This is a genomic window from Streptomyces sp. NBC_01341 (assembly GCF_035946055.1).
Classification (GTDB): domain Bacteria; phylum Actinomycetota; class Actinomycetes; order Streptomycetales; family Streptomycetaceae; genus Streptomyces.
The window spans coordinates 1924426-1946606 of sequence record NZ_CP108364.1; the positions used below are offsets into that span (position 1 = coordinate 1924426).

Annotated in this window: 14 protein-coding genes; 3 read left to right on the forward strand and 11 right to left on the reverse strand. The window is 70.6% G+C overall.

The genetic code is table 11. The features are described 5' to 3' along the window. The first annotated feature begins 121 nt into the window (after positions 1 to 121). A complete protein-coding gene (locus OG206_RS08160; protein WP_327113766.1) occupies positions 122 to 652 on the forward strand; it encodes a TerD family protein in 531 nt (176 codons plus the stop codon). A gap of 165 nt (positions 653 to 817) precedes the next feature. Here OG206_RS08160 and OG206_RS08165 read toward each other — a convergent pair whose 3' ends face one another. Continuing rightward, the gene (locus tag OG206_RS08165; protein WP_327113768.1) at positions 818 to 3727 is read right to left on the reverse strand and encodes a vitamin B12-dependent ribonucleotide reductase; all 2910 of its coding nucleotides are present in this window, start codon (positions 3725 to 3727) and stop codon (positions 818 to 820) included. 147 nt (positions 3728 to 3874) lie between these two features. Further along, entirely contained in the window at positions 3875 to 4390 is a 516-nt protein-coding gene (nrdR, locus tag OG206_RS08170; protein ID WP_327113771.1) for a transcriptional regulator NrdR, read from the reverse strand. Positions 4391 to 4957: 567 nt separating this feature from the next. Here nrdR and lexA point away from each other — a divergent pair. Continuing rightward, complete coding sequence (gene lexA / locus OG206_RS08175) at positions 4958 to 5755, forward strand: transcriptional repressor LexA (RefSeq protein WP_327113773.1); 798 nt, start codon at positions 4958 to 4960, stop codon at positions 5753 to 5755. 277 nt (positions 5756 to 6032) lie between these two features. Here the strand turns inward: lexA and OG206_RS08180 are convergent, their stop codons facing one another. Genes OG206_RS08180 through OG206_RS08200 form a run of 5 tightly spaced genes read right to left on the reverse strand, consistent with a single transcriptional unit; the run spans position 6033 to position 14037 of the window. After that, positions 6033 to 8000 (reverse strand): ATP-dependent DNA helicase, encoded by a 1968-nt coding sequence (locus OG206_RS08180; protein ID WP_327113775.1) that lies wholly within the window; start codon positions 7998 to 8000, stop codon positions 6033 to 6035. 50 nt (positions 8001 to 8050) lie between these two features. Continuing rightward, positions 8051 to 9895 carry an IucA/IucC family protein gene (locus OG206_RS08185; RefSeq protein WP_327113777.1) on the reverse strand — a complete coding sequence of 615 codons (1845 nt, stop codon included), beginning with the start codon at positions 9893 to 9895 and terminating at the stop codon, positions 8051 to 8053. 60 nt (positions 9896 to 9955) lie between these two features. Continuing rightward, positions 9956 to 10651 (reverse strand): GNAT family N-acetyltransferase, encoded by a 696-nt coding sequence (locus OG206_RS08190; RefSeq protein WP_327113779.1) that lies wholly within the window; start codon positions 10649 to 10651, stop codon positions 9956 to 9958. A 40-nt stretch (positions 10652 to 10691) separates the two neighbouring features. Beyond that, on the reverse strand, positions 10692 to 12617 hold the full coding sequence (locus tag OG206_RS08195; protein WP_327113781.1) for an IucA/IucC family protein: 1926 nt from the start codon (positions 12615 to 12617) through the stop codon (positions 10692 to 10694). A gap of 28 nt (positions 12618 to 12645) precedes the next feature. Then, a complete protein-coding gene (locus OG206_RS08200; RefSeq protein WP_327113783.1) occupies positions 12646 to 14037 on the reverse strand; it encodes a diaminobutyrate--2-oxoglutarate transaminase family protein in 1392 nt (463 codons plus the stop codon). A gap of 346 nt (positions 14038 to 14383) precedes the next feature. On the opposite strand from OG206_RS08200, the gene OG206_RS08205 reads away from it, so the two are divergent. Further along, positions 14384 to 15595, forward strand: coding sequence for a trypsin-like serine peptidase (locus tag OG206_RS08205; RefSeq protein ID WP_327122211.1), 1212 nt, complete (start codon positions 14384 to 14386; stop codon positions 15593 to 15595). 180 nt (positions 15596 to 15775) lie between these two features. Here the strand turns inward: OG206_RS08205 and hflX are convergent, their stop codons facing one another. The 4 genes from hflX to dapF all read right to left on the reverse strand — a co-directional run bounded on the left by hflX (position 15776) and on the right by dapF (position 22180). Then, positions 15776 to 17296 (reverse strand): GTPase HflX, encoded by a 1521-nt coding sequence (gene hflX / locus OG206_RS08210; protein ID WP_327113785.1) that lies wholly within the window; start codon positions 17294 to 17296, stop codon positions 15776 to 15778. Positions 17297 to 17430: 134 nt separating this feature from the next. Beyond that, positions 17431 to 18921, reverse strand: a complete 1491-nt coding sequence (locus tag OG206_RS08215) for a M1 family metallopeptidase (protein ID WP_327113787.1) — start codon at positions 18919 to 18921, stop codon at positions 17431 to 17433. A gap of 100 nt (positions 18922 to 19021) precedes the next feature. After that, positions 19022 to 21166 (reverse strand): RelA/SpoT family protein, encoded by a 2145-nt coding sequence (locus OG206_RS08220; RefSeq protein ID WP_327113789.1) that lies wholly within the window; start codon positions 21164 to 21166, stop codon positions 19022 to 19024. A gap of 141 nt (positions 21167 to 21307) precedes the next feature. Further along, positions 21308 to 22180: a diaminopimelate epimerase gene (dapF, locus tag OG206_RS08225; RefSeq protein WP_327113791.1), complete on the reverse strand. Its 873-nt coding sequence runs from the start codon at positions 22178 to 22180 to the stop codon at positions 21308 to 21310. Position 22181: the final 1 nt, after the last annotated feature.

The window sequence follows — 22181 nt, forward strand, 5'->3', positions numbered from 1 at the left end:
CCGGCCACACCCTGGCGCGAAAACGACGCCCACTTCCAACGCGGTTGGATTCACGGACAGTTACGGACATGATCTGAGGGTGTAAGCGGCCCGTCGGCCCAGACGCGAGGAGACACGTCCGATGAGCACCCCCAACAAGGACATCGAAAAGGTCGAGGTGCGGATCAAGTGGGACCCGAGCGAAACGGGCGAGCCCGCCAACGACCTCGACATCATCGCGGCCACCTACGGGACGGAAGCGCCGTACGGCAGCCCTGTGTACCTCGTGCACTTCGACAGCAGGTCGCCCGACGGCACGATCACACTGAACCGGGACAGCCGCACGGGCCAGGGCTACGGCTTCGATGAGGTCATGACACTCGAACTGGACCGGCTGTCGGATGCCTACGCCCGGGTCGTCGTCGGTGTGGCCATCCAGCAGCGTGACGGTCGCAAGACCTTCGGCCACATAGAGAACACGGCCGTGCAGGTCCGCGAGGGTTACACCAATCTGGCCGAGGACGACTTCTCGGCGGTGGCCGACGCCACCGCGGCCGTCGTCGCGGAGTTCGTCCGTGACGCGTCGGGATCGTGGGGGTTCATACCGGCGGTGCGCGGGTTCGACAGCGATCCCGGTTCGTTCGCCGCCGTGATGGGAAACCACTCGGACTGATCCCGCATCCGGTCGGTCACCGAGGGCGCTGCCGGACCGAGGTCTGTAGCCGCACCGGACGCGTGACCGCGTCCGCAACACCCACAACGCACGCCGAGGGCGGTGGAGCCGGAGACCGGCTCCACCGCCCTGACCAGGCAATCTACGCCCCAGCGGCGCCCAGAATCAGCTGCAACCGCTGGTCGAGCCGCAGCCCTCGCAGATGTAGCAGGATCCGGCGCGCTGCATCTTCGTACCGCACGAGAAGCAGAGCGGGGCGTCCGCGCTGATGCCGAGCTGCATCTCGACCAGTTCGGCCGAGGTGTGGGCCGCCCTGGGGGCGGGCTTCTCCGCGACGTTCACCTCGGGCGACGCGACCGCCTTCAGCGGCTCCACGTGCACGGGAGCGGACTGGGCGAGCCCCTCGACGTCGAGCTCGTCGTCCCCGAACTCGGGCTCGTACGAACCGGTGTCGAGGTGACGCTGACGCTCCTCGGCCGAGTGGATCCCCAGCGCCGAGCGCGTCTCGAACGGCAGGAAGTCGAGCGCCAGGCGGCGGAAGATGTAGTCGACGATCGACTGCGCCATCCGCACGTCCGGGTCGTCCGTCATACCGGCCGGCTCGAAGCGCATGTTCGTGAACTTGGAGACGTAGGTCTCCAGGGGCACGCCGTACTGCAGACCGACCGAGACGGCGATCGAGAAGGCGTCCATCATGCCCGCGAGGGTCGAGCCCTGCTTGGACATCTTCAGGAAGACCTCGCCGAGACCGTCGTCCGGGTAGGAGTTGGCGGTCATGTAGCCCTCGGCGCCACCCACGGTGAAGCTGGTGGTGATGCCCGGACGGCCCTTGGGCAGACGCTTGCGGACCGGGCGGTACTCGACGACCTTCTCGACCGCGGCACGGATGGTGCCCTCGGCCTTCGCGGTCACCTCGGTCTTCTCCTTCTCCTTCGTCTTCGCGGAGAGGGGCTGGCCGACCTTGCAGTTGTCACGGTAGATCGCGAGCGCCTTGACGCCCATCTTCCACGCCTCGAAGTAGACCTCCTCGACGTCCTCGACGGTGGCCGTCTCCGGCAGGTTCACCGTCTTGGACAGCGCGCCGGAGATCCACGGCTGGATCGCCGCCATCATCCGCACGTGGCCCATGGCCGAGATGGAACGCTCACCCATGGCGCAGTCGAAGACCTCGTAGTGCTCGGTCTTGAGGCCGGGGGCGTCGATCACGTTGCCGTTGTCGCCGATGTGGGCGACGATCGCCTCGATCTGCTCCGGCTGGTAGCCGAGGCGGCGCAGCGCCTGCGGGACGGTGCCGTTGACGATCTGCATCGAACCGCCGCCGACCAGCTTCTTGAACTTGACCAGGGCGAGGTCGGGCTCGAGGCCGGTGGTGTCACAGGACATCGCGAGACCGATGGTGCCGGTCGGGGCGATGACCGAAGCCTGCGCGTTGCGGAAGCCGTTCTTGGCGCCGAGGCGGATCACGTCCTGCCAGGCCTCCGTCGCGGCGGCCCAGATCGGCGAGTCGAGGTCGTCCACGTGGACGGCCACGGCGTTGGCGTCGGAGTGCTGCTTCATGACGCGCTGGTGGGGCTCGGCGTTGCGGGCGTAGCCGTCGTACGCGCCGACGACCGCGGCGAGCTCGGCGGAGCGGCGGTAGGACGTGCCGGTCATCAGCGAGGTGATCGCGCCGGCGAGCGCGCGGCCGCCGTCGCTGTCGTACGCGTGGCCGGTCGCCATCAGGAGGGCGCCCAGGTTGGCGTAACCGATGCCCAGCTGGCGGTAGGCGCGGGTGTTCTCACCGATCTTCTGCGTCGGGAAGTCCGCGAAGCAGATCGAGATGTCCATCGCGGTGATGACCAGCTCGACGACCTTGGCGAAGCGCTCGACCTCGAAGGACTGGCGGCCGTTGCCGTCGTCCTTCAGGAATTTCATCAGGTTCAGCGACGCCAGGTTGCACGAGGTGTTGTCCAGGTGCATGTACTCGCTGCAGGGGTTCGAGCCGTTGATGCGGCCGGACTCCGGGCAGGTGTGCCACTTGTTGATGGTGTCGTCGTACTGGATGCCGGGGTCGGCACAGGCCCAGGCGGCTTCCGCCATCTTGCGGAAGAGGGACTTGGCCTCGACCTCTTCGATGACGTCGCCGGTCATCCGGGCGCGCAGGCCGAACTTTCCGCCCGACTCGACGGCCTTCATGAACTCGTCGTTCACCCGGACCGAGTTGTTGGCGTTCTGGTACTGGACGGACGTGATGTCGTCCCCGCCCAGGTCCATGTCGAAGCCCGCGTCGCGCAGGGCGCGGATCTTCTCCTCCTCCTTCACCTTGGTCTCGATGAAGTTCTCGATGTCGGGGTGGTCGACGTCGAGGATGACCATCTTGGCGGCGCGGCGAGTGGCCCCACCGGACTTGATGGTGCCCGCGGACGCGTCGGCGCCCCGCATGAAGGAGACCGGGCCCGATGCGTTGCCGCCGGAGGAGAGGAGCTCCTTGGAGGAGCGGATACGGGAGAGGTTCAGGCCGGCTCCGGAGCCGCCCTTGAAGATCATCCCCTCTTCCTTGTACCAGTCGAGGATGGACTCCATGGAGTCGTCGACGGCGAGGATGAAGCAGGCGGACACCTGCTGGGGCTGCGGCGTCCCGACGTTGAACCAGACCGGCGAGTTGAAGCTGAAGATCTGGTGCAGGAGGGCGTAGGCCAGCTCGTGCTCGAAGATCTCGGCGTCGGCGGGGGAAGTGAAGTAGTTGTAGTCCTCGCCGGCCTTCCGGTACGTCTTCACGATCCGGTCGATCAGCTGGCGCAGACCGGTCTCGCGCTGCGGCGTGCCGACAGCCCCCCGGAAGTACTTGCTGGTGACGATGTTGACCGCGTTCACCGACCAGAAGTCGGGGAACTCGACGCCACGCTGCTCGAAGTTGATCGAGCCGTCGCGCCAGTTGGTCATGACGACGTCACGGCGCTCCCACGCGACCTCGTCGTACGGGTGCACGCCGGGAGTCGTGTGGATGCGCTCGATGCGCAGGCCCTGCTTGGTCGCAGTCGACTTGGCTCCCTTGGTGCGGGAACCTCGTGCCGGGCCGCTCGCCGTCTCTGTCATGCCGCCTCCCATATGTGGGCAAAAACGCCCTGAAGTACCCAGTTCTTCCCAGGGCACAGTCTGTGTCTTATGCTCCGGACGCCACGCACAGCGCCTCGGAACAGGTCTGGTGCCGCCGGCCGCCGGTACCCCGGCCCGGCTCGGTGATCAATCAGCGGCGACAGCGGCGGGCGCGGGGACCTCGGGGGTCCCACCGCTCCCGTACTGCGCCGCGGGGGGCCGCTCCTCGCGGAGTTCCGCGATGGCGGCCTCGAAGTCCTCGAGGGAGTTGAACGCCCGGTACACGGACGCGAAACGCAGATACGCGACGAGGTCGAGTTCCTGCAGAGGGCCGAGTATGGCCAGGCCCACGTCGTGCGTCGTCAGCTCGGCGCTCCCGGTGGCCCGCACTGCCTCCTCGACCCGCTGGCCGAGCTTCGCCAGTGCGTCCTCGGTGACGGGACGGCCCTGGCACGCCTTGCGGACACCCGAAATGACCTTGGTGCGACTGAAGGGCTCGGTCACGCCGCTGCGCTTCACCACCATCAGCGAACAGGTCTCCACCGTCGTGAAACGACGGGAGCAGTCGGGGCACTGGCGGCGCCGTCGGATCGACGTCCCGTCGTCCGTCGTACGGCTGTCGACGACCCGGCTGTCGGGGTGCCTGCAGAAGGGGCAGTGCATGTCTCCCAACCCTCCTTCACGGCACGACTGAATGGCCTCGGGGGCCCGTCACAGGCCCTCGATGACAGCCTCAAGCATAGGCGATGAACTCGACCCAGGAGGACCGGGGACCACTACTTGTGGGCTGCGACGACAATCCAACCACTACATATTGGGTTTGGCTTTACCGCCACACCTGGCGCGTGTCGCGATTCCCCAGCGGTCGGCAGGCAGCCTACGGCCCGGCACGAGGGTATGGGAAACGCCCGGCGGCCGGGGCATCGGGCCCCAGGGGTCCGGCGCCCCGGAGGGCGGCGGGGAACCCCAGGGGTCCGGCGGCCGGACCCCCCGCGGGCACACTCCGCGGACATCCCCGGCCGCACCCCCGGAGACTCCCTCGGCCCGGTGGGCCGCTAGCGTGGACCCCCGGAGTCACCGTTCGACCCCAGCTCGTCGGGTCAGCTCATACACCTCTCGGTAGGACCACGACAGCCCTTTATTTGTTTTTCACTCGAACGTGTGTTTGGCGCAACCTTTCGAAAGCTACTACCGTTGCCTAACTAGGGAGACCATTCGAGAGGGGCCGACGTGACCACCACCGCAGACAGTGCCGCCATCACTGCCCAGGACCACCGCTCCCAGAGCCGACTTGAGCCGGTGCATGCCATGAATGACGCAGTCATGAACGCGGAGGGGCCAGAGCCCTCGCGACCCGCGCGCTCCTTGCCCGGACGCCCACCCGGGATCCGGGCGGACAGCTCAGGGCTCACGGACCGGCAGCGGCGCGTGATCGAGGTGATCCGGGATTCCGTGCAACGACGGGGCTATCCCCCGTCGATGCGGGAGATCGGCCAGGCGGTGGGCCTGTCCAGCACCTCGTCCGTCGCCCACCAGCTGATGGCACTGGAGCGCAAGGGGTTCCTGCGCCGCGACCCCCACCGGCCCCGCGCCTACGAGGTCCGGGGCTCGGACCAGCCCAGCAACCAGCCGACCGACACCACAGGTAAGCCGGCGGCTTCGTACGTACCGTTGGTAGGCCGGATCGCGGCAGGTGGGCCGATCCTGGCCGAGGAGTCCGTCGAGGACGTCTTCCCGCTCCCCCGCCAGCTCGTCGGTGACGGCGAGCTCTTCGTGCTGAAGGTCGTCGGCGACTCGATGATCGAGGCGGCGATCATGGACGGTGACTGGGTCACGGTCCGGCGCCAGCCCGTCGCGGAGAACGGCGACATCGTGGCAGCGATGCTCGACGGCGAAGCCACCGTCAAGCGCTTCAAGCGCGAGGACGGCCACGTGTGGCTGCTCCCGCACAACTCCGCCTATCAGCCGATCCCCGGCGACGAGGCGACGATCCTGGGCAAGGTCGTGGCGGTGCTGCGGCGGGTGTGAGGCCCGCCGGTTCGGACCGGGCCCCGGGATCACTGCGCCGATCCCGGGGCCCTGGCATGTCCGGGGCATGTCCGGATGTCACTGCCTGGCGTCCTCGGTATCGGCGCCCGTCAGCAATGCGCGCTGTGCGCGCGGGATCTCTCCGCCGCAGAGCGGGCCTGCGCATGTCGGGTGACGCCTGCACACCCGGTGAGACCTGCGCACACCGGTGAGGCCGCCCACGCTCCCGCACGGTTTCCGATGTCAGGGGCGGGCGGCAGAGCAGCTCACTCGGCCCTCACTCCGCCGTCCTGGCAGCAGCGTCGATCGCAGCCAGCGAGCGCCGGGCCTGATTGCGGTCCGTGGTGTACCAGAAGTCGGGCAATGAGGCGCGGAGGTAGCTCCCGTACCTCGCATTGGCCAGACGCGGGTCGAGCACAGCGACCACGCCCTTGTCTCCCATGGCACGCACCAGACGCCCCGCGCCCTGGGCCATCAGCAGGGCCGCGTGGGTCGCTGCCACCGCCATGAAGCCGTTGCCACCGGCTTCCTCCACCGCTTTCTGCCGCGCGCTCATCAGCGGGTCGTCCGGGCGCGGAAACGGAATCCGGTCCATGATCACGAGCTGGCAGCTCGGGCCGGGCACGTCGACTCCCTGCCAGAGCGAGAGCGTCCCGAAGAGGCAGGTCTCGGGATCCGCGGCGAAGTTCTTGATCAGCTCTCCGAGCGTCTCCTCGCCCTGGAGCAGAATCGGCTTGTCCTGCCGGCCCCGCAGCTCCTCGGCCGCCGCCTGCGCCGCCCTCATCGAGGAGAACAGGCCCAGGGTCCGGCCGCCCGCGGCCTCCACCAGCTCGGCGAGCTCGTCGAGCATGTCCGTGCGGGAGCCCTCACGCCCGGGCGTGGCCAGATGGCGTGCGACGTACAGGATGCCCTGCTTCGGGTAGTCGAACGGCGAGCCGACGTCCAGTCCCTTCCACTGGGGGATGTCGTCGCCCGCGGTCCCCTCGGGCGCGAGTCCCAGGGACGCCCCCACCCCGTTGAAGTCACCGCCGAGCTTGAGCGTGGCCGACGTCAGGACCACCGAGCGGTCGGCGAAGAGCTTCTCGCGCAGCAGCCCGGACACCGACAGCGGTGCGACGCGGACGGAGGCACCGAAGCGGTCGTGGCGCTCGTACCAGACGACGTCGTACTCCGAGCCCTGGGTGATGCGCTCCGCGACCCCGTGGATGGACTCGACCGACGCCATGGCCTGCTTGCGCACCGCGTCCTCGTCCTGGACGGACTTGTCCCGGGTGCCACCGAGGGCGGAGATCACCGTACGCGCGGCGTCACGCAAGGCCATCAGCGCGTAGCCGAGGTCTTCCGGCACCTCCTCCAGACGTCCCGGGAGCGCCAGCTCCATCACCCGCTCGAATCCCTCCGAGGCGGTCAGGAGTGCGTCGGCTGCCTTCTCGTTGACCAGCTTGGCCGCACGGCGCACCGCACGGTTGACCTGGCCGGGGGTGAGTTCACCGGTGGCCACGCCAGTGACGCGGGAGACCAGCTCATGGGCCTCGTCGACGATCAGCACCTCGTGCTTCGGGAGTACCGGGGCACCCTCGATGGCGTCGATGGCGAGCAGGGCGTGGTTGGTGACGACCACGTCGGCGAGCTTGGCCCGCTCACGGGCGCTCTCCGCGAAGCACTCGGCGCCGTACGCACACTTCGTCGCGCCCAGGCACTCCCGTGAGGAGACCGAGATCTGTGCCCATGCCCGGTCCGAGACACCCGGTGTCAGGTCGTCCCGGTCGCCGCTCTCCGTCTCGTCCGCCCAGTCACGCAGGCGCAGCAGGTCCTGGCCCAGCTTGCTCGACGGAGCGGCAGCCTCGAACTGGTCGAAGAGGCCGTCCTCCTCGTCCTGCGGGACCCCTTCGTGGAGCCGGTGCAGGCAGAGGTAGTTCGAGCGGCCCTTGAGCATCGCGAACTGGGGGCGGCGCCGCAGCAGCGGATGCAGTGCGTCGACCGTACGCGGAAGGTCCCGCTCCACCAGCTGGCGCTGCAGGGCCAGCGTCGCCGTGGCCACCACGACGCGCTCGCCGTGGGCCAGTGCCGGCACGAGGTAGCCGAGGGACTTGCCCGTGCCGGTACCGGCCTGGACGAGCAGGTGGGCATTGTCGTCGACCGCCTCGGCCACGGCCTCGGCCATGGAGACCTGGCCGGGCCGTTCCGTACCGCCGACAGCGGCGACGGCGGCGTGGAGGAGCTCGGGGAGAGATGGCTTCGTCATAGCGCGTCCACCCTACGGCGCGCCACCGACAACGGTGCTCACTCCCGGACTCATACGGAGGGGTGGAGCGGGTTGTCGACGCTCCCGTGCACGGCCGCGTGCGGGCGCTGCGGCCGGTCCCGGTAGCCGTCCAGATGCAGACGGTTGCGGTTGAGGCACAGGCGCTCGATCGTCGGCGTCAGCATGTCGAAGATCTCGAAGCGCTCCTTGAGCTCGGGGAAGCGGGCATGGTGCCGCAGGATCTCGGCTCGGACGAGTGACCAGAATTCGCCCTCCGGTACGTCGAGTTGTTCCTCGCAGAGCGGGGACAGATAGCGGAAGACGCCCACGAAGAGTCCGGAGTGGATGAACTGGGTGAGGAAGGCGGGTTCCTCGGTGAGCAGGATCTCCCTGACGTGCGGCGGCATCGCGTCGAGTTCGGGCAGCCGCCGGGCACTGACGTTCACGTCGTCGACGAAGTCCTTGATCGCCAGGCGTACGGGTACGTCGTTCTCGTCGAAGACGACGATGGCGTTCTCGCCGTGCGGGGAGAACACCGTTCCGTAGCGGTAGAGGAAGTGCAGCAGTGGGGGCAGCAGCGCCGCGAACAGCCGGGTGAGCCAGGCCACGGGGGTCAGCCCCGAACGGGCGACGAGTTCGGCGGTAAAGGAGCGGCCGTCGGGGTCGGTGAGCAGCAGCGAGGCCAGCGTACGGGCGCGCTCCCCGGCCGCCAGCCGTGGCTGCAGGGGCTCGCGCCAGATCGCGCCGAGGATCTCCTTGAACTGGTACGGCGACTCGGGGAGGCGGTCGTAGAGCGGGTGTTCCACGGTCACGGAGGCCACTTCTCCGAGCAGGACGACCCGGCAGGTGTCGCGCAGGAACGGGTCACCTTCGCACAGCCCCTGGACCCACGCGGTGACGGCGGGGGCTGCGAGGGTGCGTTCGGTGGGCAGGCCGCGCCAGACAAGGGTGTTGAGGATCGAGAGCGGCAGCTTGACCGTGTGCCGGTCGGGCCGTCCGACGTTGGTGAAGGTGCGGATGGACTGCTGCGGCAGGCGGAGGTCGTCGTCGGCGTGCAGGGGCACCACGGCGCCGTCCGCGATGGCGGGGGCGAAGAGGGGGACGATCCATTCGTCCCACTGCCAGGGGTGCACGGGCAGGAACAGGTAGTCCCCGGGGTCCAGGCCGCGTCCGCGCAGGATCGTGGCGAAGGAGTCCCTGACCTCCGGGTCGAGTTCCTGGTCGTAGAGGACGTCCGGGGCCGCGAGGCGTCCCACCCCCCGGTATTGCGCTATGTGCGAGCTGACGGCGATCCAGGGCAGCGCGGTGGCCGAGCGTGCCTCGGGCGTGAAGCGCGCGGCGTCCGCGGCGGAGAAGCCGAGGCGGCCCTTGTTCGCGACGAGCCACGGGTGCCCGGTCTGGTGGCCCTCGAGCTCGGCGTAGGGAAGTTCGGCCAGCTGTGCCGCACGCAGCGCGGTCCGGTCGATGCGGGCGTCGGCGACGAGCGTGGCCGTGAGCTCGCGGATGAGGTGGGCGAGGGTGGCACCGTCGAGGCGGAGGAGGTGCCGGCCGCGCGCGAGGAAGCTGAGCGGGTCGCGGAAGGGCGTGCCGTCGGCCCCGCCTGCCTTCACCTCGCGGATCGTCGTGGGGTCGACCCGCCAGCTGCCGTAGGCACCCCGCCGGGCGTGGAAGGACAGGGTGCCGCCGTCGTCGAGGGTCAGGGTGTAGGTGCCGCTGCTCTGGCGGCCCTCGTACTCCTGCGGTGTGGGCTGGACGACTTCCTCGTAGGCGAACTCACCGAGCATCTTCGCCAGGAGCGCCGCCGCCACCCGCTCCCAGCGCGTCCGGTCGAGTTCTGGGGTGTCGAGCGGTGTGTGGAGCGCCGCCGGGTGTGGGCTCGCGGGATATGTCGGCACGGGGACTCCTCCGGGTGGGACCGATGGGGTTCGAGCGGGCTGTGCGGTGCGGCGCGTGGTTCACAGGTGATCACGGTGAGCCCGGTCGCGGATCATGAGTGCGGCAGGCTTGTCCGGGAGTTCCAGTTCCGAGCAGAAGCGGAAGCCGGCACTCAGGAAGGCGGCGACGGACGGGGTGTTGCGCAGGTCCGGCTCCGCGACCACGCGGGCGCAGAGCGGGCGGTTGTCGAGCACGAGGTCGGAGACGGCCCTGAGCAGTACGGAGCCGATGCCCCGTCCGCGGTTGGCCACACCGCCGACGAGGAGGTGGACGCCCATGTCGTGGGGGCGGGAGGGATAGTGGCGGGCCAGCGGGTCCAGGTCCGCCCGGTAGATCTCCCAGTAGCTCATGGGCCTACCGTCGAGCACTCCGAGACAGGGGATGCTGCGGCCGTCCCCTTCCAACTGGCGCCGGAGATGGGCGTCGGTGACGGATTCCGGGCCCGCCAGTTCCCAGAAGGCGGCGACCGCGGGATCGTTCATCCAGCGACTGATGACGGAAAGGTCGCGCTGCGGTTCCACGGTGACCAGATGGAACGCTCCCGCGGAGGTGGCGGCGGGGCTCCACGCGTCCGGGCTGCCCACGAGGGCGGCGACGTCGGCCTGTCCGGCCGGCTGCGGAGAGACGTCACCGAGCAGTCCGAGGAGCTCTTCGGTGAGCCGCAGCTCGAGGGTGTCCTCGGTGCCGTCTCCGGTGTGCGCTTCGGCATGATGCACGGTGACGCTCTCCTCTCGTGCGTTCAGGCGGTCATGTCTCTCAGTTTTGGAGGGGGTTGGCGATGGTGACGTACACGGACTGGGTGTCGACGGGCCCGACCAGTTCGTCGAGGCCGTGCATCCTCGTGAGCAGGTTGGCCTTGCAGCGCAGCTGTCCGGTGCCGAGCAGATACGCGGGGAGGGGAGAGCCGAGCTTCGCGGTACTTTCCAGGAAGCGCCGGAAGGCGGCGAGGAGCAGCCGCTCGTCGGCGAGCCGCTGCGCACCGAAGGCTCCGATCAGCCCGAACACGTTGTTGATGCCCAGGTAGTAGGCGAGACGCTCGTCCGTGACGGCGTCGGAGACGAAGGTGTCACTGACGGCTCCGATGCCGGGCAGCCGCGCTTCCAGCGCGGTGCGGTGGGACTCACGGAAGTAGTAGCCCTGGTTGTCCCGGTACCTGCCGCCGACCGGCCAGCCGTCTCCGTCGAGGAGCACGATCGTGTTCTGCTGATGAGCCTCCAGGGCGACGCCCGCGTGCGCGTCCAGCCAGAGGACCGGGAGGACCACCCGGTCGAGGTAGCGCAGGAACCACTCGGCGCAGACCGCCCCGGTCGTCCGTCCGGTACGGGCGGCGAGCGAGGACACCGTGTCCGCGAGCCGTGAATGCGTGCCCGGACGCCCGGGCCAGGGGCGGGGTGAGGTGAGCCCGGCGATGCAGACCGCGTCGTCGGCCGGGCCGAACGGGTTGTGGCGCAGCATCACGTCGAGGCCGGGGACGGGGGTGCCGTCCGGACCGTCCACGGCCAGCCACGCGGGGTCCCTGACGATGTCGAAGCCGGGGTGTGCGGCGTGCCACCGGTCGGCCAGCCCGGTGCGCAGCAGTCGGTGGACCTCGGCTCCGCGGTGGAGTTCCTTGCGGAGGTTCTCCCGCCGGGAGTTGGTGATGCGCACACCGAGGGAGAGTTTCAGCATGAGGTCGGACCCGGGCCGGTACACGGTGCGCACCGAGGACGTGGGGTGCCAGCGGGCGCCGTGCGGACCGAGATCGTGCAGGAGCCCCTTCTCGCACAGGGCGGTGACCTCGGGGCGCCGCATGAGCTCCGCGGCCTGCCACGGGTGGAGCGGCAGGGCTGTAGTGCCTTCGGGGAGGCGCAGTCCGTCGGCGTGGGGTGCGAGGAGCGACCGGGCCGTCACCGGCCGTCCGGCCTTCGTCCAGGACGAGTCCGTGGCCAGTACGGAGTGGTCCGCGGCCATCCAGTGGAGCGGGAAGGAGCCGCGCAGCTCGGGTGAGTAGAGGACCGCTTCGGATTCGGAGAGGCCTTCGCGGCTCTTCGGCGTGGGGTGCAGCGGGTGGCCCAGGACCAGGGACTGCTCGCCGGTCAGGAAGGGACCCGCGTCGGACGACGCGGAGGGTGTACGCCGCCGCTCCGCGATGAAGGTGGCCGTGTGCCGTACGGAGTCGGCCACCCTGGCCACCAGATCGACGCCCGCGCTCCGCTCGCTCTCGCGCCCGAGGAGTGCGGCCACGGTGACGGCGTCCACGCCCGGGGTGCCGGAGGGCGCGTTCTCCAGGACCGGCGTGCCGAAGCGGTGCCAGCCGGTGGGGGACCAGTGGGAGACCGGGACGAGCAGGGCCGTACCGCTCGCGGGGAGGGGGACACGCAGGGTGGCCCCCAACGGCCGGGGGAGGTCGCTCTCCCTGGCCCAGCAGCGCAGCAGGTTCTCCGTGCCCGCCGAGTCGGCGGCACGGAGCGGGTCCGGATGGTCCAGCGGGTCCGGGAGTTCGGGCGGACCGCCCTGGCCGGAGCGTTCCGCCGGGAGGGCACCCGTCGGGGTGTCCGAACCCGCGCGCGGGGTTCCGTGCGGACCGGCCTTCTGACGCGGCACGGTCGTCGACTCGACCGCGAGCGGGCCGTCCGGCAGTTCGTGTCCTCGCTGCTCGCGGGTGAGGGGGCCGTCGGCCTCGGGCGCAGGGGTGGGGTTCACGGCGGTCTTTCTTGTGAGGGGTCCGGGATCAGCGGGTCGGCCCGGCAGCGGCCCGGCGGTTCGGAGAGCGCTCGGCGGCGCTCAGCGCGTCGGCGAGACGGTCGACGACCGCGGCCGCCTGCTCGTCGGTGAGGGTGAGCGGGGGCAGCAGCCGGACCACGGCGCCGTGACGCCCGCCGAGTTCGACGATGAGGCCGCGGCGCAGGCATTCCTGCTGCACCGCCGCCGCGAGGGCGGGATCGGGCGGCGGGGCGGAGCCGCTCTCCGCGGTGACGGTGAGCGGCTCGGCCTCGGGGTCGACCAGCTCGATCCCGATCATCAGGCCGCGGCCCCGGACGTCGCCGATGCTGGGATGGGCCGAGCCCAGGGCCTGGAGGCGGGCCAGCATGCGCGCGCCGAGTGTCCCGGCCCGCTCGGCGAGCTTGTTCTCCCGTACGTACGCGAGGGTGGCGGTGCCCGCGGCCATGGCCAGCTGGTTGCCCCGGAAGGTGCCGGCGTGGGCACCGGGCTGCCAGAGGTCGAGGCCCGAGCGGTAGACGATCACCGCGAGGGGCAGCGAGCCGCCGATGGCCTTGGACATGACCATCACGTCGGGCACGACGCCGCTGTGCTCGACGGCCCAGAAGGCGCCGGTCCTGCCGACCCCTGTCTGCACCTCGTCGGCGATCAGCGCGATGGAGCGGTCCCGGGTGATCTCCCGCATCCGTCGCAGCCAGCCGTCCGGCGCGGGATTGACTCCGCCCTCGCCCTGGACGGGCTCCAGGATCATGGCGGCCGGAGCGGGCACCCCTCCCTTGGGGTCGTCCAGGAGGTACTCCGTCCAGCGCGCGGCGATGTCAGCGCCCCGCTCCCCGCCGACGCCGAAAGGGCAGCGGTAGGTGTGCGGGAAGGGCAGTCTGGACACCCGCACGTCGGGGGCGCCGCCCGACGCGCCCAGCGCGCCTGCCGTCATCCCGTGATAGGCGCCGGTGAAGGCGAGGAGTTCGCTGCGGCCGCTCGCCGCCCGCACCAGCTTGAACGCCGCCTCGACGGCGTCCGTCCCCGCGGGACCGCAGAACTGGATCCGGGCGTCGTCGGCCAACTCCCGGGGCAGGGTGGTGAACAGCTCGGTCGTGAACGCGTCCTTCACCGGGGTGGCGAGGTCGAGGACGTGCAGGGGCGCGCCGGAGTCGATGACCTTCCTGATCGCCTCGAGGACCACGGGGTGGTTGTGACCGAGTGCCAGCGTGCCGGCCCCCGAGAGGCAGTCGAGGTAACGGCGCCCGTCCGCGCCCTCGATGGTCATGCCCCGCGCCCGGACCGGCACGATCGGCAGCGATCGCGCGTAGGTGCGTGCCGCCGACTCGCGCTGCGCCTGCCGCCGCAGAATCCCGTCGTGCGTGACGGGAGGTGCCACCGGAGCTGGTTGGGTCACGGCCACGGCTGTCGGTCCTCCTGCGGTAACAGTTGCGTTGCACCTCGGTGCGATCCCCCGGGGACGGACCGCGCCGATGAACGCTGTCCCGGTGTCCCCCGTACGTACCAACGACGCCGGACGCGGGAGATCACGGGTAAATCGGAAGATCCTTGCGCGCGGGGAACCGCGGACCTGCCGAGCGCCGTCCCCAACGGCACCGGCATAGTGGGTGCCGCACCCCGGACGGGGCCCTGCTCCGGCGTCCTCGGTGAGTCGCCGCGGTCAGGCGGTACGCCGTGGCCCGCCCGAAGTCCGCGGTGCGGTAACGAAGTCAGTGACGAAGTCCCAGGGGGATCACCAGATGCGACCCATGCGCCCGATCGACACCGCACGCCGCGGGGGGAGCGCCCGTCGCACCCCCCGGGTGTTCGCCGCAGCCGCTCTCGCCGCTGTCCTGACTCTCACCGCGGCCGCCTGCGGTCCCGAGGACGACGGGGCCTCCGGCGAGCCGAGCGCGTCCGCCGACCAGGCCACGGACGGAAAGATCGCCATCCCGGACGACCTGAAGGACCGTCTCAAGGAACACGGGATCGATCTCGACAAGTGGCGCGGCGGCGAGTGGAGGAACTGGGACAAGGACACCTGGCTGCGTGAGGCCCAGGACTACGTGAACCCGATCATCGAGGACCTCTGGGACCCGGACCGGATGCGGGAGGCCGACAAGCCCCCGGAGAATCCCGTCGCCAACGACATCTCCGGCGACGAGGGCGTGACGGACCCGACCCCCGCCCCGGTACGGGCGGCGGGCCTGGCGACGCCGTACCACGACAACGCCCCGGCGTCCGGCAAGCTCCTCTTCGACGGGCCCGAGGGTTCGATGGTGTGCTCGGCGACCGTGGTGCAGGACCCCGCCCGCCCCGGCAGGTCCAACATGGTGTGGACCGCGGGCCACTGTGTCCACGCGGGCAAGAACGGCGGCTGGTACCGCAACATCGCCTTCGTCCCGTCGTACAACGACAGCGGCCTCACGGGTGCCGGGCTGGAGAACGCCTCCAGGGAGCAGGTGGCCCCGTACGGCGTGTGGTGGGGCCAGTGGGCGCAGACCTCCGAGCAGTGGATCAACCAGGGCGCGCCGACCGGTGGCCAGGGTGCCCCGTACGACTTCGCGGTCCTGCAGGTCGCACCGGAGAAGGGTTCCACGGGCAAGTCCCTGGAGGAGACCGTCGGTTCGGCCCTCCCCGTCGACTTCAACGCCCCGGCGGTCCCGGAGATCGAGAGCATGACGGCAACCGGCTATCCGGCGGCCCCGCCGTTCGACGGCCAGAGCGCGCTGCAGTGCACCGACCGGCCCGGTCGCCTCGCGGTCTTCGAGGACCAGCCGACGATGTACCGCATCGGCTGCACGATGACGGGCGGTTCGTCCGGTGGCGGCTGGGTCGCTGAGGGCCAGGACGGCAAGCCGGCCCTGGTGTCCAACACCTCGATCGGCCCCGTGACGGCGGGCTGGCTGGCCGGGCCTCGCCTCGGCCAGGAGGCCAAGGGCGTCTACGACTCCGTCAGCAAGAAGTACGCGGGGCGGTAGGACCGCGCTTCCGGGCCCCCGGTACGGCGACCGCCGGCCGGGGGCCCGGTGCGCCCCGGCTCCGTCCCGGGCGGGGGCCCGGGGGCTTCGCCGGCGAACCGGTGGTGCGCGGGCCGCCGGGACGCACGTGGGCCGGGCTCCCGTTCGGGAGCCCGGCCCACGTGCGTCAGCGCCGTCGTGTCAGTGGGCGACCGGTGCGAACATGCCCAGGTCGGCCGCGAGTTCCTCGTGGACCCGGGCCCTGAGCAGCGTGCCCTCCGGAGTGTGCTCCTCGGAGATGACCTCGCCCTCGGCATGCACCCGGGAGACGAGCGCACCCTGGGTGTAGGGCACGAGTGCCTCGATCTCGACGGACGGCCTCGGCAGCTCGGCGTCGATGAGCGCGAGGAGTTCGTCGATGCCTGCACCGGTCCGCGCCGACACGGCGATCGCGTGCTTCTCGGCACGCATCAGCCGCTGCAGTACCAGCGGGTCCGCCGCGTCCGCCTTGTTGATCACGACGATCTCGGGCACGTCGACCGCGCCCACCTCCCGGATCACCTCGCGCACGGCGGCGAGCTGCTCCTCGGGCACCGGGTGGGCGCCGTCCACGACGTGGAGGATCAGGTCGGACTCACCGACCTCCTCCATCGTGGACCGGAACGCCTCCACGAGGTGGTGGGGAAGGTGGCGTACGAACCCGACGGTGTCGGCCAGCGTGTAGATCCGGCCGCTCGGGGTCTCGGCCCTGCGTACGGTCGGGTCCAGGGTGGCGAACAGGGCGTTCTCCACCAGGACCCCGGCACCGGTGAGCCGGTTGAGCAGCGAGGACTTGCCGGCGTTGGTGTATCCGGCGATCGCCACGGAGGGCACCTTGTTGCGCTTGCGTTCCTGGCGCTTGATCTCGCGGCCGGTCTTCATCTCCGCGATCTCCCGGCGCATCTTCGCCATCTTCTCGCGGATACGACGCCGGTCCGTCTCGATCTTGGTCTCACCGGGACCACGCGTGGCCATGCCGCCACCGCCGCTGGAACCGCCGCCGCCCATCTGACGGGACAGCGACTGACCCCAGCCGCGCAGGCGCGGCAGCATGTACTGCATCTGCGCCAGCGAGACCTGGGCCTTGCCCTCTCGGGACTTGGCGTGCTGGGCGAAGATGTCGAGGATCAGGGCGGTACGGTCGACCACCTTCACCTTGACGACGTCTTCGAGATGGATCAGCTGGCCCGGGCTGAGTTCACCGTCGCAGACGACGGTGTCGGCCCCCGACTCGAGCACGATGTCGCGCAGCTCCAGCGCCTTGCCCGATCCGATGTACGTGGCCGGGTCGGGCTTGTCGCGGCGCTGGAACACGGCGTCGAGCACTTGGGCGCCCGCGGTCTCCGCGAGCGCCGCGAGCTCCGCGAGCGAGATCTCCGCGTCGTGGACCGTGCCCGAGGTCCAGACACCGACGAGCACGACGCGCTCCAGGCGCAGCTGCCGGTACTCGACCTCGGTGACGTCCTCGAGCTCTGTGGAGAGACCGGCCACACGGCGCAGCGCCGCACGCTCGGAACGGTCGAGCTGGTCGCCGTCCCGCTCTCCGTCGATCTCGTGGCTCCAGGCGACGTCCTCTTCCATCAGGGCGTCGGCCCGAAGGCCCTCGTTGAGGCTCTCGGATACGGATTCCGTGGCGCTCTGCGCGTCCTGCGCGTCCTGGGGAAGGGAAGAAGAGGAGGTCATTGGATCCTTACGTCGATAGAAGTCCGTTACGCCAGTCACAACGCGTGACGCCACCGGAAGATTCCCGCGAGGGGGGACCGGCCGGCCGGCCGCCGTGCCGACCCGTCGATAGTGGCATGTCCGCGCCCGGCCCGTCACGCGGGTTTCGGTGCCCTCGCCGTGCTCTGCCCGCCCGCCGCGTTCCGGGGCTTCTGGCTGCGCCAGTCCGGGTGACCCGGCATCGGCGGGGTCTTCTCGCCGTACAGCCAGCCGTCGAAGAACGCCGTGAGGTCCCGGCCGGCGATCCCCGACGCGAGGTCGGTGAACTGGCGGGTGGTCGCCGACCCGTCCCGGTGCTCACGGACCCAGGTCCGCTCCAGTCGGTCGAACGCGGCCCTGCCGATCTCCTCCCGCAGTGCGTAGAGGATGAGCGCACTGCCGTCGTAGACGACCGGCCTGAACAGACTGATCTTGTGGTCCGGGGTCGGGACGTCGGGATGGGCCGGTGGGCCGCCCGCGGCGCGCCACGCGTCGGAGCGCGCGTAGGCGTCCTTCATCCGCCGCTCCATCGGCTTGTCCGCGTGTTCCTCGGCGTAGCGCGCCTCGTACCAGGTGGCGTGCCCTTCGTTGAGCCACAGGTCCGACCAGGAGCGGGGCGAGACGCTGTTGCCGAACCACTGGTGGGCGAGCTCGTGGACCATGACGGAGTCGACGTACCACTCCGGGTAGCCGGTGCCGGTGAACAGGGAGCGCTCGAACAGCGAGAGCGTCTGCGTCTCCAGCTCGAAACCCGTCTCGGTGTCGGCGACGAGAAGTCCGTACGTCTCGAACGGATACGCGCCGACCTGCTTCTCCATCCAGGCCAGCTGCCCGGGCGTCTTCTTCAGCCACGGCTCCAGCCTCGCGCGGTCGCCCGCGGGCACCACGTCGCGTACGGGGAGCCCGTTCGGCCCGGTGCGCCGCGGCACGGCGGAGCGGCCGATGGACACCTGGGCCAGCTCGGTCGCCATGGGGTGGCGGGTGCGGTAGGTCCAGGTCGTGGCGCCCGCGTGATGCCGCTTGCCGGCCGGCAGGCCGCCCGCCACGACCGTGAGGTCGTCCGGCGCGGTCACGCGGAAGGTGAAGTACGCCTTGTCGGCCGGGTGGTCGTTGCCGGGGAAGACCCGGTGCGCGGCGTCGGCCTGGTTGGCCATGGCGAGTCCGTCCGCGGTCTGGACCCAGCCCCCGTTCGCCTTCTCCCCCGCGGGATCGCTCGTGTGCCGGACGGTGATCCGCACATGCGCTCCGGAAGGCAGCCGGACGGGTGCCCGGACGATCAGGTCCTCCTGCGCGGTGGCGAAGTCGGCGTTCAGTCCGTCGACCTCGACGGAGCGCACGGTGCCGCGAGCGAAGTCCAGGTTGATGCGCTCCAGCGGCGCGGTGGTGCGGGCGTCGATGGTGGTGACCGCTTCGAGGGGCTTGGTGTTGGCGCCCTTGTAGGTGAGCGAGATGTCGTACGAGAGGACGTCGTAACCGGGGTTGCCCAGATGCGGGAACAGGCGGTCGCCGATGCCCAGCGGTTCGGGTGCGGGCAGGGTGGCGGCGACGAGGGTGAGCGAAGCGGTGGCCAGCAGAGCGGCGCGCAGTCGGCGCGAGGGGAGCGGCATGGACTACGGCTATCAGCGCGCACCGTCCGGACGGGGGGTGGCGCGCGCCGCACCACCCGAACGGGTCGCGGCACCCGGCAAGGTGGCGGGCGGAGCGCGGTCAGCCGGTGGCCGCGGGCTGCTGCGCCCGGCTCACGTCGTACACACCGGGCACGTCGCGCATCGCCCGCATGAGGCCGGGCAGTCCCGCCGCGTCGGGCAGCTGCAGCGTGTAGGTGTGCCGGACGCGCTGTTCGCTGGGCGGTTCGACGGTCGCGGCGACGATGGCCGCGTCCGCTGCCGCGATGGCCTCGGTGAGGTCGGCGAGCAGCCGGGGCCGTCCGAACGACTCGGCGACGAGGGTGACCCGGTAGTCCGCGCTGCGGCTCCACTCCCCCGGGTCGTTCCAGCGGGCCCCGACGGCCGGCCGGCCGAGCCCGCGCATACGGGCGACCGCCGGGCACTCGTCCCGGTGCACGGTGACGGCGCCGCCCCGCACGGTGAATCCGACGATGGCGTCGGGCGGCACGGGCGTGCAGCAGCCCGCGAGCCGGACCGGTGCGCCCGGCCTGTCGACGAGCACGCTCGGGTCCCGGCCGGTGGCCTTCTCCCTGCTGTTCCCCGTGTCGTCGGCAGGCTGCGCCTGCGGTCTCGGGGCGTCGGGGCTCTTGTGGGTGCCCTGCGCACCGTCGGGATGGGTGTCCAGCCACGCCGTGATCGCGATACGGGCGCCGGGGGTGCGCACATGGTCGAGCCACTCGGGCGACGGACCGGAGGAGCCGTCCTGGGCGATCAGCAGCTGCACGGTGTCGCCGTCCTTCAGCCCGGTGCTGAGCGTGGCCAGACGACCGTTGACGCGGGCGCCGATACAGCCGTGCGCCTCCTCGCCGTACTGCGCGTAGGCCGCGTCGACGCAACTGGCACCCGCCGGCAGCCCGAGGGTGCCGCCGTCGGTCCGGAAGACCGTGATCTCTTTGTCCTGGGCCAGGTCGGCGCGGAGTGTGGTCCAGAACTGGTCGGAGTCCGTCGCGGATTCCTGCCAGTCCAGGAGGCGGGAGAGCCAGCCCGGCCGCGTCGGGTCCGCGCGCTCGCCGTCGGCGGGCTCGACCTGGTGCGCACTGCCGGTGCCGTCCTGGGTGTACGGGTTGCCGAGGGCGACGACCCCTGCCTCGGCGACCTTGTGCATGCGGTGGGTGCGGATGAGGACCTCGGCGACGGCTCCTTCGGCACCGACGACCGCGGTGTGCAACGACTGGTAGAGGTTGAACTTCGGGGCCGCGATGAAGTCCTTGAACTCGGAGATCACCGGGGTGAAGCAGGTGTGCAGTTCGCCCAGGACCGCGTAGCAGTCGGCGTCCTCGCCGACCAGCACCAGGAGCCGGCCGAAGTCGGTGCCGCGCATCTCCCCGCGTTTGGCCTTCACCCGGTGCACCGACACGAAGTGCCGCGGCCTGATGAGCACTTCGGCGCTGATCCCCGCATCCCGCAGGGTCGCGCGGACGCCGTCGGCGATCTCGGTCAGCGGATCCTGCGCCCCCTCCCACGCGGTGATCAGGGCACGGGTGCTCTCGTACTCGACGGGATGGAGGATCGCGAAGACGAGGTCCTCCAGCTCCGTCTTCAGCGCCTGGACGCCCAGGCGTTCGGCGAGGGGGATGAGCACGTCGTGGGTGACCTTGGCGATCCTGGCCTGCTTCTCGGGGCGCATGACACCGAGGGTCCGCATGTTGTGCAGCCGGTCGGCGAGTTTGATCGACATGACCCTGACGTCGTTGCCGGTGGCCACGAGCATTTTGCGGAAGGTCTCCGGCTCGGCGGCGGCGCCGTAGTCGACCTTCTCCAGCTTGGTGACGCCGTCGACCAGATAGCAGACCTCGTCGCCGAACTCCTGCCGCACCTGGTCGAGCGTCACGTCGGTGTCCTCGACCGTGTCGTGCAGCAGGGACGCCGTCAGGGTCGTCGTCTCGGCGCCGAGTTCGGCCAGGATCAGGGTGACCGCGAGCGGGTGGGTGATGTAGGGCTCACCGCTCTTGCGCATCTGGCCGCGGTGCGAGGACTCGGCGAGCACGTAGGCCTTGCGCAGAATGGCGAGGTCGGCGTCCGGATAGTGCGCGCGGTGCGCCTCCGCCACATGCCCGATGGCGTCGGGGAGACGGTCACGGGAGACGGGCCCGAGCAGGGCGACCCGGCCCAGCCTGCGCAGGTCGATCCGCGCACGACCGCGCTTGCGAAGGGGAGCACCTGGATTGGCGGCCTCTGCGCTCATGGGGCACCTCCGGCGAACGTCGACCGGCAGGGAAGGGGTGCGGATACACCCCCGGGCCGGTGCTTGATGCTATCGACCCCACCACGTGGCGCAGTCCAGCTCTCGCCCAGCGTGAAACGGATCACCCATTCGAGCGAAGCTCTAACCGATCATCGTTTCGAGCCACGCGGCGTCGATGACACCCTCGGCGACGATGACCGCGGGGCCCGTCATGTCGATCCCGCCGTCGGGGTGTTCGGTGATCACCAGGGTCCCCCCGGGCAGGTCCACGGTGTACGTGGCCGGGGCTCCCGTCAGCGCCGGGTCCACACCGTCCCTCCGCGCGGCGGCGACGGCGACGGCGCAGGCGCCCGTGCCGCAGGACCGTGTCTCGCCGGATCCGCGCTCGTGGACGCGCATCGCGACGTGCCGCGGTCCGCGGTCCGCGACGAACTCGATGTTGACCCCGTCCGGGTAGACGGACTGCGGGCTGAACGGCGGTACGGAGTACAGGTTCCCGGCGTGGTCCAGGTCCTCGACGAACGCGACGGCGTGCGGATTGCCCATGTTCACGTTGCGGGCGTCCCAGCTGCGGCCGTCCACCGTGACCGTGACGCCCTCAGCGGGGAGCACCGCGCTTCCCATGGAGACCGTGACGTCGCCGTCCTTGGCGATGTGCACCCGCTTGACCCCGTCCCGGGTCGCGACGGCGAGATCGCCCTCGGCGGCGAGACCCGCACGCTGGAGGTAGCGGGCGAAGACGCGGACACCGTTGCCGCACATCTCGGCGACCGATCCGTCGGCGTTGCGGTAGTCCATGAACCACTCCGCCTGCTCCGCCATGCTCTCGGCGTCGGGGTGCGCGGCGGAACGCACGACGTGCAGCAGCCCGTCACCGCCGATGCCGGCCCTGCGGTCGCACAGCCGGACGACGAGGGAGACAGGCAGGTCCAGGGCGTTGTCGGGGTCCGGGACGATCACGAAGTCGTTCTCGGTGCCGTGGCCCTTGAGGAAGGCGATCTGCGATGTGCTCACG

What these genes read in the sequence shown, in the direction of transcription:
- OG206_RS08215 (WP_327113787.1), bottom strand. Translation starts at nt 18,921, where the DNA reads ATGCCGCTCCCCTCGCGCCGACTGCGCGCCGCTCTGCTGGCCACCGCT.
- OG206_RS08165 (WP_327113768.1), bottom strand. Translation starts at nt 3,727, where the DNA reads ATGACAGAGACGGCGAGCGGCCCGGCACGAGGTTCCCGCACCAAGGGA.
- OG206_RS08180 (WP_327113775.1), bottom strand. Translation starts at nt 8,000, where the DNA reads ATGACGAAGCCATCTCTCCCCGAGCTCCTCCACGCCGCCGTCGCCGCT.
- nrdR (WP_327113771.1), bottom strand. Translation starts at nt 4,390, where the DNA reads ATGCACTGCCCCTTCTGCAGGCACCCCGACAGCCGGGTCGTCGACAGC.
- OG206_RS08160 (WP_327113766.1), top strand. Translation starts at nt 122, where the DNA reads ATGAGCACCCCCAACAAGGACATCGAAAAGGTCGAGGTGCGGATCAAG.
- OG206_RS08205 (WP_327122211.1), top strand. Translation starts at nt 14,384, where the DNA reads ATGCGCCCGATCGACACCGCACGCCGCGGGGGGAGCGCCCGTCGCACC.
- hflX (WP_327113785.1), bottom strand. Translation starts at nt 17,296, where the DNA reads ATGACCTCCTCTTCTTCCCTTCCCCAGGACGCGCAGGACGCGCAGAGC.
- OG206_RS08220 (WP_327113789.1), bottom strand. Translation starts at nt 21,166, where the DNA reads ATGAGCGCAGAGGCCGCCAATCCAGGTGCTCCCCTTCGCAAGCGCGGT.